The sequence below is a fragment of the Halomonas sediminis genome, from assembly GCF_044871105.1.
GTDB lineage: Bacteria > Pseudomonadota > Gammaproteobacteria > Pseudomonadales > Halomonadaceae > Vreelandella > Vreelandella zhuhanensis.
This window is the reverse complement of sequence record NZ_CP085246.1, coordinates 2,144,844-2,161,536: the sequence shown is the minus strand read 5'-3', so window position 1 is coordinate 2,161,536 and position 16,693 is coordinate 2,144,844. Positions and strand designations below refer to the sequence as shown.

Sequence of the window (16,693 nt, the reverse complement as noted above, 5' to 3'; positions counted from 1 at the left end):
TCTTGTTGGCTCTGCTTATATATGCACGCGATTACATATTTAAAAAAATGCGTGCGCTACGCTAAAGATCAAAGCTAGCATAGGCTCTGAAATCACAAAATATGAAACTTTGTTCCTATGAAGCGAATCATGATCACACCCGCCTGGAGCTTCAGCGATGAGGTAGGCAACCAGATCGCCCCGGCGCTGTTCCTGCTGCTCGAGGCGGTGCATCGCCATGGCAAGCTGACCCGGGCCGCCGAGGACGTGGGCATCTCCTATCGACACGCCTGGAACCTGCTCAAGAGGTGGGGGGAGTTCTTCGGCATCGCCCTGGTCGAGCTCGAGCGTGGGCGAGGAGCGCGACTCTCACCGCTGGGCGAGAAGCTGCTGTGGGCCGAGCAGCGGGTGAACGCCCGGCTGGGCCCTCAGCTGGAGAGCCTAGGCTCGGAGCTCAATCTGGCCATCGAGCAGCAGCTGAAGGGCATGCAGCCGGTGCTGCGCCTGCATGCCAGCCACGGTTTCGCCGTGGAGCTACTGCCTAAGCATCTTCGGGGGCTGCGCCTCGACCTGCAGTACTGCAGCCCCCGAGAGGCCTTGGCGGCACTCAATCGCGGCGCCTGCGATCTGGCCGGCTTCCACCTGCCTCGGGGAGAGGTGGGCAAAGCGGTGAGCCGCAACTATCGCGACCTGCTTAAGCGGCGCAGCCACCGGGCGATCGGGTTCATTTCCCGTCGCCAAGGGTTGATGGTAGCGCTGGGTAACCCTAGGGGAATCAGCGGGGTGAAGGCACTGGCAGACAGGACGGTGCGCTTTATAAATCGCCAGGAGGCTTCCGGCACACGGGCGCTGTTCGATAGCCTGCTGGCGGAGGCGGATATTCCGGCGTCGCATATCCACGGCTATGAAACGGAGGAGTACACCCACTCGGCGGTAGCCGCCTATGTAGCCGCCGGCATGGCCGATGCGGGCTTCGGGGTGGAAGCGGCGGCACAACGCTTCGGTCTCGACTTCGTTCCCTTGGCAATGGAGGACTACCTGTTTATTTGTCACCAGCGTAGCCTGGCTGAGCCGAATTTGATCGCCATCCTGGCGTTGCTGCGTGATACGTTATTTCAAAAGGCGGTTGAGGGCCTCCCAGGGTATAGTCCTCACCGATGCGGAGTAATAATGCATGTTGATGCTTTATAGCTAAACGGCACCGTCGACGGCAGCATACGCCACCATTTCTACCCGCATCTCTTCTCGCGCAAACCCGGTAACGATAATGGCGGCGCGATTGGGGTAAGGCGCTGTTACATAGTCTGCATACACTTGGTTGACCGTGGCCAAATCCTCGCGTTGAGTCACGTAGATCAACACCTGGGTCAGTTGCTGCATGCTGGCACCCGCGCTTTCCAAGGTATGCTGCAGATTATCCAGTGTCTGGCGGGTTTGTGCTTCGATACCACCGTCTACCACGGCGCCATTGGCGCCGATTGGGATCTGTGCGGTGAACAGGATGCCATTACCGATCACAGCCCACTCCAGTGGTGCCTTAGCGGCGTACAGCTCGGTCTTTACCGGTTGAATCATTACGATGCCCTCATTAATCCATCAGTCATTGTCGTTGACACCCGCACCAGCGCCGCCTCGGGAGGCGTCAGAAGATTCCACCAGTATGCGATGGGCCAGGGTTTTTAGGCGTGCCCAGATGGCGTCGTCTACCTCGATGCCTTCTTTCAACATGCGCTCGCGGCAGGCCATCAGCGCGGATTCCGAGTGGTGGGCCAGCAGGTCGAGATCATGATCCGCCCCTAGAGACGGCAGCAACTCCACATGGTTGGCCATCACCAGGGTGATACCGTCGTTGGGTTCGTTCTCTTCGGGCACATCACGCACCGAGTAGATGCGCACTTCCGGCGTGGTATGGCCCGCCCGAAAACCCACCACCTGTTCGGTTAAAGGTTCCTGGGCGTTGCGCCAGAAGGCGGTAATGTTGATGCCGCGCCCGGCCAAGCGCGACAGATAGCCCATGATCAGCTGACGGTTGTGACAGCGTCGAATCTTGACCACGGAAAGCCCGCGTGCCCGCGCTTTCGCAAATCCTAGCTCGGTCGCCAGGCTGATACTGCGCAGCACGCTCTGGCCATGGCCATCCAACACCGCCAAATCCCCATCCTGATAAATTACCTTGGGCAGCGCCTCAGGGTCTTCCTCTAGCAGGTAATCCAGCCCGCGGTTGAGCTGATCCACCGCATTGAAACCGTGGCACTGCATCCAGGCCACCATATCAGCGGCATCGGCAGCGTCACCCTCTTCAAACCCAATCCCGGTAAAGGCTTTTCGGCATAGCCCTTGCAGCTCATTAAAAGAGACTTTCATGGCGACATTTCTCCACGAGCAGCTTCATGTTGCGGCGACCGTTCGGCAGGCTGCACGGCACCTTGTATGTACTGTGGCTGCAGCGGGAAGCTCCAGTCGTCGAAGTGGCTGAGGTCTTTCGGTTCGGCGTTGAGTTCTTCCACCAACGGTGCCCCCTGAAACAGGGTGATACGCACCCAACGGTCCGACTTCGGATCGAAGCGACTGGCACCGAAAAAGGCCAGCTTGGCGCGCAGCAGGTGCATCGGCTTCATGTCGCGTTGCCATAAATTGGCGTGGATATCCCCGTACGGAGCTTTTACCAACGTCTGTACGCGGCGAATAATCTCTTTATGGCGAGGCTTGGCAAGCAAAAAATCGACTACTTTGGCTCGCGGTGACGCCTCCAGAAACGCGCAGATAGCGGCATGGCTATGAGCTACACGCGGTCCGATGGCAATAGGCATCTCTTTTTCAGCACCCGGCTCTTCGTGTCGCACCCCTAGGCGTGGTTCTTCCTTTTCTGCCGAGCGGTACCAGAACCAGTAAGCCCCATCAAGGCTTTCATAATCGTGGGCCAGCGCCCAGCCGTAGTGGGTCTCGATCAGCTGGCGCAGGCGCATCAGCGGCATATCCGGCTCAAGATCAAGATTTTCATTCACCCCCATCTGTTCTTCCAAGGGATCAACTTGCTCGGGATAGAGCTCGAGCAGCAGCGTGTTAATGAGCTCCTGAGTTTCCAGCGACAGGGTGCGCTCGCTCCACGCCACCAGCTGTGCCCAGAGATCATCATCCAGCGGCACGCTCTCCAACCAGTTCAGCACATCCGGCAGAGCGGCGACCGTTGCCGCGTTGCGCTCGCTTTGCTCGACATCTTCCGTCACGGTTTCCGCTAAATGCTGCTGGGCACGCCGGGTAAGTGCCATCAGTCGCGCACGCTCTGCTTCGCTGGGTGCCTGGCGCTGGGCCAGCGCCAACGCCGTTTCACGCTGGGTCACCCACTGGGCAATTAGCTGCGGATGATTGATCAGAAACGGCGCCATGCCCAGCCCCGTCGAATTACCGATACCCAAGTAGCGGCGCAGCTCGGTGGCAAGCTCGCAGGCGGTTTCAGGCGATTGGCAGCGGGCCAAATGCTCCACCTGCTCAATGGAGAAGTGGCGCAGCAGATAGACACCGGCCATCTGCGCCGAGAAGGGGCGGCGGAAATCCGGGTTGTCATACAGGCGGGCGAAGTCGGCAATGCCAAACTTTCCGTTACCGTAGACAGCCGTGGTGCGGTATAGGTAACCGACCCGTGTCAGCCACTGCGGGTCCGGCTGCTTGCCGTTGGCTAGCGCTTCCACAAAGTGGGCAAAGTTGCGCAGGCTTTTGTTGGCACGGGAAAGCACCAATACCTGTGAATGCTGGCGACCCGCCTCCTGAAGCGGCACGTTGGCTGCCATCTGCGCCAGCAGGCTGTCGTCCACGTCGCCTTCCACCAGGCCGAAGGTGATATCCCAGGCCTCGGCAATCACTCGGTCGGAGCGGCATTCGTCATCTAGCGCCTGGGCAAACATGACCCCGTGGTAACGGCCGTAAGGCGTTTGCAAACGATATATCGCCGTACCATAGCCGTTATCGTCGAGGTCGAAACGTACCCGGCTCACCTGCCAACGCTGACGCCCCATCTGGCGCATCAAGGTGCGGACAAAACTCAAGCGGCATGCATGCAGGCTGCCCAAGCGCTCGAGACGCATCACCTCGTCAGCGGGGCGCAGATTCAAAGGCGCCGGCGCCCATTCGCGGTTACTCATGTGTCATCACCTTCTTGCGTGTGGTCAAACCTTGCTCACGCGCCATGGCGTAAGCCGCCTGTGGCCCCAGCCACAGCGATGGCAGCAGCACCAGAGAAACCGGAATCGCAGTAATTACGATAAATTGCTGCAGTACGCTGATCTGTCCCGCCCCCATGTAGAGCAGAATGGCCGCCATTAGCGACATGGTGATGCCCCAGAAAATACGCACGGCGGTGTGCGGCCGATCGTGCCCAGTGCACACCACGGCAATCGCGTAGCTCATGGAGTCACCGGTGGTGGCCACAAAGATGGTGGTCAACAGCAGGATGGCCAGCGCCATCAGCGTGCCACCCGGCAGTGCCTGCGCAACGGTCAGCGTCGCCACATCGAACTGGAAGTTATTGAGCGCCTCAGCCAAGTCGATCACACCGGTCAGCTGGTAATGAATACCGGCACCGCCTAGCAGCGTAAACCAGACGGTGGTGGCGATGGGCGCCATCACGGCCACCGCGAGAATCATCTGGCGGATAGTGCGGCCACGCGAGATACGCGCCACAAAAATCGCCATCAGCGGGCCGTAACCGATGAACCAGGCAAAGAAAAATACCGTCCACCACTGCATCCACCAGTCCGGCGCGGTCTCCGAAGTCATGGTCGCCATGGTGAAAAACGAGCTGATGTACTCGCCGAAGCCCTGCAGATAGGCATTGGTGAGGAACAGCGTAGGACCGAAGATAAAAATCACCGCGGCGATGGCCAGCGCCAGAAACACGTTGATACGACTGAGTAGTTGAATACCACGATGAATGCCGGTAGCCGCCGAGGTCACATAAAGTGCACCCAGCACCACCAGGATCACCAACTGAGTGGCATAACCTGAACTCAAGCCAAACAGTTCATGCAGGCCGAAGCTCACCTGCGTGGCCAGAAAGCCAATCGGCCCGACAGTGCCGGCCACCACGGCAATGACGCAGCAGGCATCGACTACGCCACCCAACCAGCTACGCATTAAGCGCTCGCCCAGCACCGGGTAGAGCAGGGTACGCGGCTGTAACGGTAGGCCGCGGTCGTAGTGCCAGTAAGCCAGCACGATAGCGGTGAGCGAGCCGAGTACCGCCCAGGCCAGAAAGCCCCAGTGCATAAACGACTGCGCCAGCGCACCGGCAATTGCTTCCACCGTGCCCGCCTCGCTATCGAACGCGGGCGGTGTGACCACAAAGTGGTACACCGGCTCCCCCGCGGCGAAGAACACGCCGCCGCCGGCCAGCAGGGTACACATGATGATCGATAGCCATTTAAAGGTACTCAGCTCCGGCGACTCCAGCCCGCCCACTTTGGCGCTGGCTGCCGGTGAAATCGCCAAGCCAATGGCGATAAAGAATGTCAGCAGCAACAGCAGCTGAAAATAGGAGCCAAGTACTGCGGCGGTCCAGGCAAATCCGACGGAAATAGCCCCTTCGACGCCCTCTATATTTACCAAGGAGAGCAGCACAAAAAGGATAACAAAACCGCCGCTGAGCCCGAGCACAACCGGGTCGCCGAACTTTCCGAGCCCTGAAGCAGGGGCTTTATCTTGGGATGAGTTCATGGGGAAACCTCGTTATTGATTGTTGTAGTGGTAGAAGGCTTGTGGTGATACCCGGTGGTGGTCAACCGTTATCGTCACACCATGGGCGTGGTCGTGCGCTCTAGCAGGGCAAGCCAGTTGCGCCCCATGATGCGAGCGATCTCCTCTTCACCAAACCCCTTGTTGCGTAGCCCTTCAATCAGATTGGGGAAGTCACGGCTATCGCGCAGCCAGGCAAGCGGCTGTGGCCAGCCAGCATTGCTGGCGCTGCCTTCACCGTAATCCATCTCTTTCGACCAGCGACCGTTGCGCATCCAATCCAGCACCGATGTTGGCTGGTTCTGGCAAAGATCCGTGCCCAGCCCGACATGTTCGATACCCATCAGGTCAACGGTGCGAGCAATCATGTTGCAATAGTCTTCCAGCGTGCAGTCAGGGCCATTCTTGAGGTGGAAAGGGTAGGCCGAAAAACCCAGCAAGCCGTCATTTTCCGCAATCGCCTTGAGCGCCTTGTCAGACTTGTTGCGCTTGGCCGCGTGGAAGAAGCTCGGGTTAGCATGGGAAATAATCACCGGGCGCTCGGAAAGCTCGATGGCCTCCAAGGTGGAGCGCTCGCTGCTGTGGGACATATCGATCACCATGCCGACCCGGTTCATCTCGCGTATCACCTGGCGGCCAAACCGGGTAATACCACTGTCTTCGCTTTCGTAACAGCCGCACGCCAACAGGCTCTGATTGTTGTAGGTGAGCTGCATGATCAGAAGCCCCAACTGGCGCAGCACGGCCACCATGTCGATATCATCTTCGATCGGCGAGCAGTTCTGGGCACCGAAGAAGATGCCCACCTTGCCCACCTGCTGGGCACGCAGAATATCGCTGGGTGCCTGCACCGGCATGATCAGATCGCTATGGGCTTCAAAGCGGCGATTCCATTCGCCAATGCGCGTTAGCGTCTCACGGGTGGTTTCGTGATAGACCAGCGTTGCATGGACGGCATCCACACCGCCCTCGCGCATCTGTTCAAAAATTTCGCGGGACCAGTGGGAGTACTGCAGCCCATCAACGGTCAGCATCTGCTTGGACATGCCCACTCCTTACGCTTTCACGTAGCAGGTCTTCACGACAGTGTAGAACTCGCGGGCATAGCGTCCCTGCTCACGCGGGCCGAAACTAGAGTCCTTGCGACCGCCAAACGGTACATGGTAATCAGTGCCTGCAGTGGGCAGATTGACCATCACACAGCCCGTCTCTGCCTCCGCTTTGAAGCGGCTGGAAAGCGCCAGGGAGTCGGTGATGATGCCTGCCGTCAGGCCAAAGTTAGTGTCGTTCAACGTGGTAATCGCTTCGTCCATATTGGTCACTTTGATCACGCAGGCAATCGGGCCGAAGACTTCTTCGCGGTTGATGGCCATCTCGTTGGTGGTATCAGTGAACAGGGCTGGCATCATGAAATATCCGTCACTGCTGCAGTTCACCCGTTCGCCACCGAAGGCCAACTGAGCCCCATCGGCCTTGGCGCGTTCGATCCAGGCCAGGTTGGATTCCAGCTGGCGGGCATCGGCCACCGGGCCGATCTGCACGCCTTCTTCCAACGCTGGCCCGACCTTGGCGTTCGCTAGCCGCGCACTCAACTTGTCAACAAACACATCATGTACTGCCTGATGCACAATCAACCGTGAGGAGGCGGTGCACTTCTGGCCGGTACTGGAATACGCGCCGTTGAATGCGGCCTCCACCGCCAGATCCAGGTCGGCATCTTCGGCGACAATCAGCGCATTCTTGGAACCCATCTCTAGCTGACATTTGACCAGATTGCCTGCGGTGGCAGCGGCAATACGACGCCCAACTTCCAGCGAGCCGGTAAACGTCAGCGCATTGATGGCGGGGCTTGTGATTAATGCTTCGCCGACACGTCCGCCGCTACCCATCAGCAGGTTGAAAGTACCCGCGGGTAAGGCCTGACGACTGATAATCTCGGTCAATGCCCAAGCACTGGCAGGCACCAGATTCGCAGGCTTGAAAATCACCGCATTACCAAAAGCTAGCGCCGGAGCAATCTTCCACACCGCCGTCGCCATGGGGAAATTCCACGGGCTGATAATGCCGACCACGCCCACCGGTTCACGGCGAGTTTCCACTTGAACACCGGGGCGCACTGAATCCACCCGTTCATCAATCTGGCGCAACACTTCAGCGGCGTAATAGTGGAAAAATTGTGCCGAACGGGCCACTTCGCCGATTCCTTCCGCCAGCGGCTTGCCCTCTTCCCGTGACAGCAGACGTCCAAGCTCTTCCTTGCGCGCCATCAATTCGTCGCCAACCACCATCAGCACGCTATAGCGCTGCTCCAGCCCACTTTTGCCCCATTCCCGCTGGCCCGAGCGGGCAGCGGTGATGGCGGCTTCGACCTGCACCGTGCTTGCCTGGGCGTAGTCGCCGATCACATCGGAAAGGTCGGAAGGATTGACATTCGTGATGTGGCTTTCACCGTCGACCCATTGGCCGTTGATATAGAGCGAGTGTAGGGATGACATAATTACCTCCTTTGAAGTCATTGACGACATGCTAGAGGAGGTATAGAGATAAGAGTAATCAATAATTCAGATAATATGATAAGAAAATCTTACCATTCAAAACGGACTATAAAGCGGATCATGCTACCCGAACTGAAATTGACGCCGTTGCGCTACGTGCTTGCTATCATCGATGAAGGGGGCTTCCACGCGGCGGCCAAGCAGCTGCACCGCAGTCAGCCAGCCATTTCCATGGCCGTGCGTGATCTGGAAGAGCGCCTTGGCCAGCCGCTGTTCGAGAAAGGCAATGGCAAAGCCATGTTGACGCCTTTCGGCCACTGGTGTGAACCGCGTTTTCGCGAGCTGGTTGCCCATCACGACCGAGTGTGCAGTGATGCGCTGGCAATTACCCGCCAGCAGCGAGGGCGCGTGGATATTGCCGCCGTGCCCTCGGTTGCCAGCCGCCTGATGCCTACGCTACTGGCCGGCTTTTTGGCATCTTACCCCGGCATCGGTATCAGCCTTCAAGATGGCCACTCCGAACGGGTCAACGAGATGGTACTCAAAGGCGAGGTTGAACTTGGAATTACCAGTCTGTGGGCGCCTGATGACACACTGAGCTTTACCAAACTGTTGCATGATGATATCGGGGTTGTATGCCGTGATGATCATCCTCTAGCCCAACAAACCGCTCTGCATTGGCATACGCTCAAACCCTATCCCCTCATCTGCAACGGCACTTCGCGCCTGCTGGAAGGGTCTCCAGCGGCTGAGCTACTGACGCACAGCACACTCTACATCTCCAACATGATTTCGCTCACCGCCATGCTCGAAGCCGGGGTCGGAATTACCACACTGCCTCGCTTGGCGTTTCCGGAAGAGTATGAGCGCCTACGCTTCGTACCGCTCACGTCACCCTATCTGGAGCGCCGTATTGGCCTTCTTAAACGCGCTGAACGAAGCCTCTCACCTGCTGCAGAAGCCATGTGCGCGTATCTTCTGCGCCAGCTTAATCATTAATAAAAGGCCCGGGACGTCGAAATAGCCCCTTGGCCATCGTCTTCGGCGGCGAGTTTGTCTGATGGCGCCCGTCCGAGGGCAGCGGTCATGCCCGGGAGCGACATCCACCCCCCCTTGAATGCGACGCCATAGTCGTTATCAACTGGCGACCCACCAGCTGATAGGCAATTGTGACATGCCAGATCACGACATCTTATGGTACCTTTCGGAACGGACTTGCCTGATCGCGACAGCCAGATACCGGCGGCGTCCGAATACGCACATAAAAACAACCTGTGTACAGGAGTCTCGCTATGACGCCCACTTCCCAGGCACCGCACAAGCCGGCTGCTGCTCCCCAGGCCATCGGCTTTCTGCTGCTGGAAAACTTCACCCTCTTCTCTTTGGCCTCGGCCATCGAGCCGCTGCGCATGGCCAACCAGCTGGCCGGCCGGGAACTCTATCGCTGGTTCACCCTGAGCATCGATGGCGAGCCGATCTCCGCCAGCGATGGCCTCAAGGTTACGCCGGATGTGGCGATCACGGTGCCGCTGGCGCTGGATATGGTGGTGGTCTGTGGCGGGATAGGGCCGGCACGCGCGGTGCAGCGCGAGCATGTCATATGGCTGCAGGGCCAGGCACGCCTCTCCCGTCGGCTGGGAGGTATCTGCACGGGCAGCTGGGCGCTGGCCAAGGCGGGGCTCCTGGATGGCTACGAGACCAGTGCCCACTGGGAGTGCCTGGCCGCCATGCAGGAGTTCTTCCCCCGCGTGGTGCTGACAACTCGGCTGTTCTCCATCGATCGCGAAAGGGCCACAGCCTCGGGCGGGGCCGCCCCCCTGGACATGATGCTCACGCTGATCGGGCGGGATCATGGCCGCGAACTCTCGACGGGGATTTCCGAGATGTTCATCTGTGACCGTGTGCGCGGGGAACAGGACCAGCAGCGCGTGCCGCTCAAGCATATCCTCGGCACGACCCAGCCCAAGCTGCTGGAGATCGTGGCGCTCATGGAGGCCAATCTGGAGGAACCTATCGGGCTCGAGGAACTGGCGGCCTATGTTGACGTGTCGCGTCGCCAGCTCGAGCGGCTTTTCCAGAAACACCTGCTCTGCTCACCGTCGCGCTACTACCTCAAGCTGCGGTTGACCCGCGCCCGGCAGCTGCTCAAGCAGACCTCGATATCGATCATCGAGGTGGCCTCCACCTGCGGTTTCGTCTCCACACCCCACTTCTCCAAGTGCTATCGCGAGACCTTCGGCCTGCCGCCGCGGGAAGAGCGGCTGGGCATGAGCCCACTGCGGGCGCAAACACTCGCCCCCGAGCAGCTGTCCGACAGCCTCCTGTTTCAGCCGGTGTCGGAGCGGCCGATCTCGGCGGCGCTGATGGCACTCGACCAGGCCCGAGGCGAGCCCACCTACGCCAGCGTTCATCTGAAACATTGAAGCAGGCGGCTCGCGGCCAAAATGCTGCGAGTCGTTTCCCACCTCCTGCCGATGCCACCCTTTCTCGCTTGCGTGAGAGAGACTTTCGTGCGCTCGTGCTGCGCAGGCAGGCAGCGATTGCCCTGAGCGACGCCCGACCGCGCGTCGCAGTCGCGACAGAGATGACGTTTTTGGAATTATCGCCGTCGCTTCCAGAGTCGGGTCGCGCCTGGCCGATGCTATGCTGCCGTCATGCCAATCCGAACCCCCCGAACTGGAGCATATCCGATGAATCCCCAAGATCTGCACGACGATGCCATCGTCATCGATGGCCTGATCATCGCCAAATGGAACCGTGAGCTGCTTGAGGACATGCGTCGCGGTGGTCTTACCGCGGCCAACTGCACAGTCTCGGTGTGGGAAGGCTTTCAGGCCACGGTCGATAATATTGTCGCCTCCAACCAGTTGATGGCTGAGTGCAGCGACCTGGTGCGCCCGGTACGCACCACCGCGGATATCACTCGCGCTAAAGAAGAGGGCAAGACCGGCATCATCTACGGTTTCCAGAATGCCCACGCCTTCGAGGATCAGATCGGCTATGTGGAGATCTTCAAGCAGCTCGGCGTGGGTATCGTGCAGCTGTGCTACAACACCCAGAATTTGGTGGGTACCGGCTGCTACGAGCGCGACGGCGGCCTCTCCGGCTTTGGCCGCGAGATCGTTGCCGAGATGAACCGCGTCGGCATCATGTGCGATCTCTCTCACGTCGGTGCCAAGACTTCTGAGGAGGTCATTCTCGAGTCCCGGAAGCCGGTCTGCTACTCCCATTGCCTGCCATCCGGTCTCAAGGAGCATCCGCGCAACAAGTCCGATGAAGAACTCAAGTTTATCGCCGACCATGGCGGGTTCGTCGGCGTCACCATGTTCGCGCCTTTTCTCAAGAAAGGCATCGACTCGACCATCGAAGACTACTGCGAAGCCATCGAGTACGTGATGAACATCGTCGGCGAGGATGCCATCGGTATCGGCACCGACTTTACCCAGGGTCACGACCAGGACTTCTTCGAGTGGCTGACCCATGACAAGGGCTATGCTCGCCGCCTGACCCGCTTCGGCAAGATCGTCAACCCCGAAGGCATCCGCACCATCGGCGAGTTCCCCAACCTGACCGAAGCCCTGTTGCGCCGTGGCTTCAGCGAGCCTCAGGTACGCAAGATCATGGGCGAGAACTGGGTGCGTGTACTCAAGGATGTCTGGGGCGCCTAAACGCCTGCTCCAAAAGATTGATAGGGGCGACGGGATAAAGCCCCGCTCCTTAGCCAAGAATAACGATGTAGAGGATAACTACCGTGACCAAGCTGGCCCCCGCACTGCCTATCGAAGTGGATAGCGAAACCGGCGTCTGGACGACCGACGCTCTGCCCATGCTGTATGTGCCGCGACACTTCTTTATCAACAACCATGTGGCCGTAGAGGAGGCACTAGGTGCCAAGAAGTACGCCGATATCCTCTACCACGCCGGCTACAAGAGCGCCTGGCACTGGTGCGAGAAGGAGGCCGAATGCCATGGCCTTGAGGGCGAGGCTGTCTTCGAGCATTACATGACGCGTCTCTCCCAGCGCGGTTGGGGCCACTTCATCACTGAACAGATCGATCTCGATGCCGGCACGGCTCGGGTGCGGCTAGAAAACAGCGCCTTCGTTTACCAACTGGGCAAGGTGGGTCGCAAGGTCGAGTACATGTTCACCGGCTGGTTTGCCGGCGCCATGGACCAGATCCTCGCTGCACGTGGAAGTTCACTGCGTACTGTCGCCGAGCAGACACAGAGTGCCGCCGAGCCCGGCTGCGATGTGGGCATCTTCGACGTCAAGCCGCTGACCGACACTGCCCGCTAACCCCGGGTACCAGGAGAGATAATCATGGCATTCGACGCACTCTTCCAACCGATCGAGATCGGCAAGCTCACCATCCGCAACCGGGTGGTCAGTACCGCCCATGCCGAAGTGCATGCCACCGACGGCGGCATGACCACCGAGCGTTACGTCAGGTACTACGAGGAAAAGGCCAAGGGCGGCTGCGGGTTGTCAATCTGCGGTGGCTCCTCGGTGGTCTCCATCGACAGCCCCCAAGGTTGGTGGAGCTCGGTGAATCTCACCACCGATCGCATCATCCCGCACTTCCAGAACCTCGCCGATGCCGTCCACAAGCACGGCGGCAAGATCATGATCCAGATTACCCACATGGGCCGCCGCTCGCGCTGGGATGGTTTCGACTGGTCGACCCTGGTATCGCCCTCCGGTATCCGCGAGCCGGTGCACCGCTCCACCTGCAAGACCATCGAGGAGGAGGATATCTGGCGCATCATCGGTGACTTTGCCCAGGCCGCGCGCCGGGCGAAGGAGGGCGGGCTCGACGGGGTCGAACTCTCCGCCGTGCACCAGCACCTGATCGACCAGTTCTGGAGCCCGCGGGTCAACAAGCGCGAGGATGAGTGGGGCGGCAGTTTCGAGAATCGCATGCGTTTCGGCATGGAAGTGCTCAAGGCGGTGCGCGCAGAGGTGGGTGACGACTTCGTGGTGGGCATGCGCATCTGCGGCGACGAGTTCCATCCGGACGGTCTCTCACACGACGATATGAAGCAGATCGCCGCCTACTATGATGCTACCGGTATGGTGGACTTCTTCGGCGTCATCGGCTCCGGCTGCGACACCCACAACTCGCTGGCCAACGTCATCCCCAACATGTCCTACCCGCCGGAGCCCTTCCTGCACCTGGCGGCGGGCATCAAGGAAGTGGTCGGCGTGCCGGTAATCCACGCCCAGAACATCAAGGACCCCAACCAGGCCCAGCGTATTCTCGAGGGTGGCTACGTGGACCTGGTGGGCATGACCCGGGCGCAAATCGCCGACCCTCACCTGATTGCCAAGATCAAGATGGGCCAGGTGGATCAGATCAAGCAGTGCGTGGGCGCCAACTACTGCATCGACCGCCAGTACCAGGGTCTGGACGTGCTGTGCATCCAGAACGCCGCCACCTCGCGGGAGTACCTGGGCCTGCCGCATATCATCGAGAAGTCCGAAGGGCCGCGACGCAAGGTGGTGGTGGTCGGCGGCGGTCCTGGTGGCATGGAGGCGGCCCGAGTGGCGGCCGAGCGCGGCCACGACGTCACCCTGTTCGAGGCCGAGGAGCAGCTCGGTGGTCAGATCACCATCGCCGCCCAGGCCCCCCAACGCGACCAGATCGCCGGCATCACCCGCTGGTACCAGCTGGAGCTGGCGCGGCTCAAGGTCGACCTGCGCCTGGGAACCCGGTCCGACGAGGCCACCATCGAGGACCTGCGCCCGGATATCGTGGTGCTGGCCACCGGGGGTCAACCCTTCCTGAGCCAGTATCCGGAGTGGGGCTACTCGGAAAATCTCGAGGAGAGCCTGGTGGTCAGCACCTGGGATATTCTCTCCGGCAAAGTGGCACCCGGTAAGAACGTACTGCTCTATGACGCCCTTTGCGAGTTCTCCGGCGTCTCGGCGGCAGACTACCTGGCCGACAAGGGCGCCAAGGTGGAGATCGTCACCGACGATATCAAGCCCGGCGCCGCGGTGGGCGGCACTACCTTTCCCACCTACTACCGCAGCCTTTACGAGAAGGAGGTGATCATGTCCTCCGACCTGATGCTGCACAAGGTCTACCGCGAGGGCGACGGCCTGGTGGCGGTGCTCGAGAACGAGTACACCGGCGCCCTGGAAGAACGGGTGGTCGATCAGGTGGTGGTGGAGAACGGCGTGCGTCCCGACGAGGCACTCTATTACGCCCTCAAGCCCCGGTCCCGCAACAGGGGGCAGGTGGACCTGGAAGCGCTCTATGCCATCCAGCCACAGCCCTGCCTGAGCGAGGATGGGGATGGTTTCCTGCTGTTCCGGCTGGGCGACTGTAGCGCACCGCGCAATACCCATGCGGCGATCTACGATGCCCTGCGGATCTGCAAGGACTTTTAACCCCAGCCGTAAGCTGTAAGCCGAAAGCTGTAAGAGGGGTGAAGTAACTTACAGCTTAAGGCTTACAGCGCCTCATCGAGGAGAGCACCATGCTCGAGACGCTATTGCCAATTCTGATTTTCTCCGCCCTGGCACTGGCAGTGATCGGCGCCTGGCGGCGCAACCGCCTGTGGCGCCAGGGGCGGCCATCGTCTGTCCCGATTCTCAAGGGGCTGGCGGCCATGCCGCGGCGCTACCTGGTCGATCTTCACCATGTGGTGGCCCGTGACAAGGTGATATCCAATACCCACGTGGCCACCGCCGGCGGTTTCGTCGCCGCCGCGGTGCTGATGATCCTGGTACATGGCCTGGGGATGGGCTCTTCAGAAGTACTGGGGGGCGTGCTCGGCTGGGTGTTGCTGGCAGCCAGTGCCACCATGTTCGTCGGCAGCCTGTTCGTCGCCAAGCGCCGTCGCAACCCACCGGCGCGCCTGTCCAAGGGCCCCTGGAATCGCCTGTGGAAGAGCCTGATGGCCTTTTCGCTGGGTGTGTTCCTGATCACGCTGCCCACGGTCGGATTGCTTCCTGAAGGCTTTCTCGAAGGGAGCGGTGGCTGGATCCTGGCTCTGGGGCTCGCCGCAGTGGTGGCCTGGGGCCTGGGCGAGATGATCGTCGGCATGACCTGGGGCGGTCCCATGAAGCACGCCTTCGCTGGCGCCCTGCACTTGGCCTTCCATCGGCGTCCCGAGCGCTTTTCCACCAAGGCGGGAGGGGAGGGACGATCGACCGGTCTGAAGGCACTGAACCTAGATGACGTCGATGCGCCCCTGGGAGTCGAGAAACCTGCCGACTTTACCTGGAACCAACTGCTTGGCTTCGACGCCTGCGTGCAGTGCGGTCGTTGCGAGGCGGTCTGCCCAGCCTTCGCCGCCGGTCAACCGCTCAATCCCAAGAAGCTGATTCAGGACATGGTAGTGGGCATGGCCGGGGGTAGCGATGCGGGCTACGCCGGCAGCCCCTACCCGGGTAAACCCGTCGGCGAACATCAAGGAAGTCCTCAGGGGCCCATCGTGGCTCGTGAGGGACAGGCACTGGTGGATGCCGAAACGCTGTGGTCCTGCACCACCTGCCGTGCCTGCGTCGAAGAATGCCCGATGATGATCGAGCATGTCGACGCCATCGTCGACATGCGCCGTTTCCTGACCTTGGAGCATGGTAATACGCCCAACAAGGGTGCCGAGGTGCTCGGCAACCTGATCGCCACCGACAATCCCGGCGGTTTCGATCCCGGCTCACGGCTGCACTGGGCGGCGGATCTCGACCTGCCGCTGATGGCCGACGTCAAGCAGGCCGAGGTGCTGCTGTGGCTGGGTGACGGCGCCTTCGATATGCGCAATCAGCGCACACTCAGGGCGTTGGTGAAAGTACTGCGCGCTGCCCAGGTGGACTTCGCCGTGCTCGGCAACGAGGAGCGTGACAGTGGCGACGTGGCGCGGCGCCTGGGTGACGAGGCCACCTTCCAGTCGCTGGCTAAGCGCAATATTGCCACCCTGGCCAAGTACCGCTTCCAGCGCATCGTCACCTGTGATCCCCACAGCTTCCACGTGCTGGGCAACGAGTACGGCGAGCTGGGCGGCGACTATGAAGTGCGTCACCACAGCACTTTTATCGCGGAGCTATATGACACCGACCGACTGACCTTCTCGCCCTGGAAGGGCGGCAGTGTCACCTATCACGACCCCTGCTACCTAGGCCGTTATAACGGCGAATACGAGGCGCCGCGTCGGGTGCTCCGAGCGCTGGGTATCCAGGTGGCCGAGATGGAGCGCTCCGGTTCCCGCTCGCGCTGCTGTGGCGGCGGCGGCGGGGCCCCCATCACCGATATCCCCGGCAAGCAGCGGATCCCCGATATGCGTATGAACGACGTCAAGGAGACCGGTGCCGAGCTGGTGGCGGTGGGTTGTCCCCAGTGCACCGCTATGTTTGAAGGGGTAGTGGACGCCAGCGCGGAGGTGCGTGATATCGCCGAGTTTGTGGCCGAGGCCTTGGTGGAGCGGCCCGCCGCCCCGGCCGAGTCCCGGCCACGTCAGCCTGCTGTTGAGGAGTTCTGCCCGTGAGA

13 protein-coding genes are annotated in these 16,693 nt (G+C 60.5%); 7 read left to right on the top strand and 6 right to left on the bottom strand.

Translation table 11 applies throughout. The features are described from left to right. Positions 1–117 precede the first annotated feature (117 nt). Positions 118–1,170 (top strand): substrate-binding domain-containing protein, encoded by a 1,053-nt coding sequence (locus tag LG290_RS10305; protein WP_499834760.1) that lies wholly within the window; start codon positions 118–120, stop codon positions 1,168–1,170. Here LG290_RS10305 and LG290_RS10300 read toward each other — a convergent pair whose 3' ends face one another. The 6 genes from LG290_RS10300 to LG290_RS10275 form a co-directional block, all read right to left on the bottom strand. Continuing rightward, positions 1,171–1,554, bottom strand: coding sequence for a RidA family protein (locus LG290_RS10300; protein ID WP_499834759.1), 384 nt, complete (start codon positions 1,552–1,554; stop codon positions 1,171–1,173). It lies immediately after the preceding gene. Between the two features lie 21 nt (positions 1,555–1,575). Further along, the gene (locus LG290_RS10295) at positions 1,576–2,343 is read right to left on the bottom strand and encodes an Ldh family oxidoreductase (protein WP_499834758.1); all 768 of its coding nucleotides are present in this window, start codon (positions 2,341–2,343) and stop codon (positions 1,576–1,578) included. Beyond that, a complete protein-coding gene (locus LG290_RS10290; RefSeq protein ID WP_499834757.1) occupies positions 2,340–4,118 on the bottom strand; it encodes a hypothetical protein in 1,779 nt (592 codons plus the stop codon). The genes LG290_RS10295 and LG290_RS10290 overlap by 4 nt, the downstream gene beginning before the upstream one ends. Then, a complete protein-coding gene (locus LG290_RS10285; protein ID WP_499834756.1) occupies positions 4,111–5,688 on the bottom strand; it encodes a BCCT family transporter in 1,578 nt (525 codons plus the stop codon). The genes LG290_RS10290 and LG290_RS10285 overlap by 8 nt, the downstream gene beginning before the upstream one ends. 74 nt (positions 5,689–5,762) lie before the next feature. After that, positions 5,763–6,752 (bottom strand): dipeptidase, encoded by a 990-nt coding sequence (locus tag LG290_RS10280; protein ID WP_499834755.1) that lies wholly within the window; start codon positions 6,750–6,752, stop codon positions 5,763–5,765. A 9-nt stretch (positions 6,753–6,761) separates the two neighbouring features. Further along, the gene (locus LG290_RS10275; RefSeq protein WP_499834754.1) at positions 6,762–8,201 is read right to left on the bottom strand and encodes an aldehyde dehydrogenase family protein; all 1,440 of its coding nucleotides are present in this window, start codon (positions 8,199–8,201) and stop codon (positions 6,762–6,764) included. Positions 8,202–8,321: 120 nt separating this feature from the next. On the opposite strand from LG290_RS10275, the gene LG290_RS10270 reads away from it, so the two are divergent. The 6 genes from LG290_RS10270 to LG290_RS10245 all read left to right on the top strand — a co-directional run bounded on the left by LG290_RS10270 (position 8,322) and on the right by LG290_RS10245 (position 16,691). Beyond that, positions 8,322–9,200 (top strand): LysR family transcriptional regulator, encoded by an 879-nt coding sequence (locus LG290_RS10270; protein ID WP_499834753.1) that lies wholly within the window; start codon positions 8,322–8,324, stop codon positions 9,198–9,200. A 293-nt stretch (positions 9,201–9,493) separates the two neighbouring features. Beyond that, positions 9,494–10,624: a choline metabolism transcriptional regulator GbdR gene (gene gbdR, locus LG290_RS10265; RefSeq protein ID WP_499837083.1), complete on the top strand. Its 1,131-nt coding sequence runs from the start codon at positions 9,494–9,496 to the stop codon at positions 10,622–10,624. Positions 10,625–10,891: 267 nt separating this feature from the next. Continuing rightward, the gene (locus LG290_RS10260) at positions 10,892–11,869 is read left to right on the top strand and encodes a dipeptidase (protein WP_499834752.1); all 978 of its coding nucleotides are present in this window, start codon (positions 10,892–10,894) and stop codon (positions 11,867–11,869) included. 83 nt (positions 11,870–11,952) lie between these two features. Beyond that, positions 11,953–12,498: a DUF5943 domain-containing protein gene (locus tag LG290_RS10255; protein WP_160419418.1), complete on the top strand. Its 546-nt coding sequence runs from the start codon at positions 11,953–11,955 to the stop codon at positions 12,496–12,498. A gap of 24 nt (positions 12,499–12,522) precedes the next feature. Beyond that, positions 12,523–14,595 (top strand): dimethylglycine demethylation protein DgcA, encoded by a 2,073-nt coding sequence (gene dgcA / locus LG290_RS10250; RefSeq protein ID WP_499834751.1) that lies wholly within the window; start codon positions 12,523–12,525, stop codon positions 14,593–14,595. Positions 14,596–14,684: 89 nt separating this feature from the next. Next, positions 14,685–16,691, top strand: coding sequence for a (Fe-S)-binding protein (locus tag LG290_RS10245; protein ID WP_499834749.1), 2,007 nt, complete (start codon positions 14,685–14,687; stop codon positions 16,689–16,691). Positions 16,692–16,693: the final 2 nt, after the last annotated feature.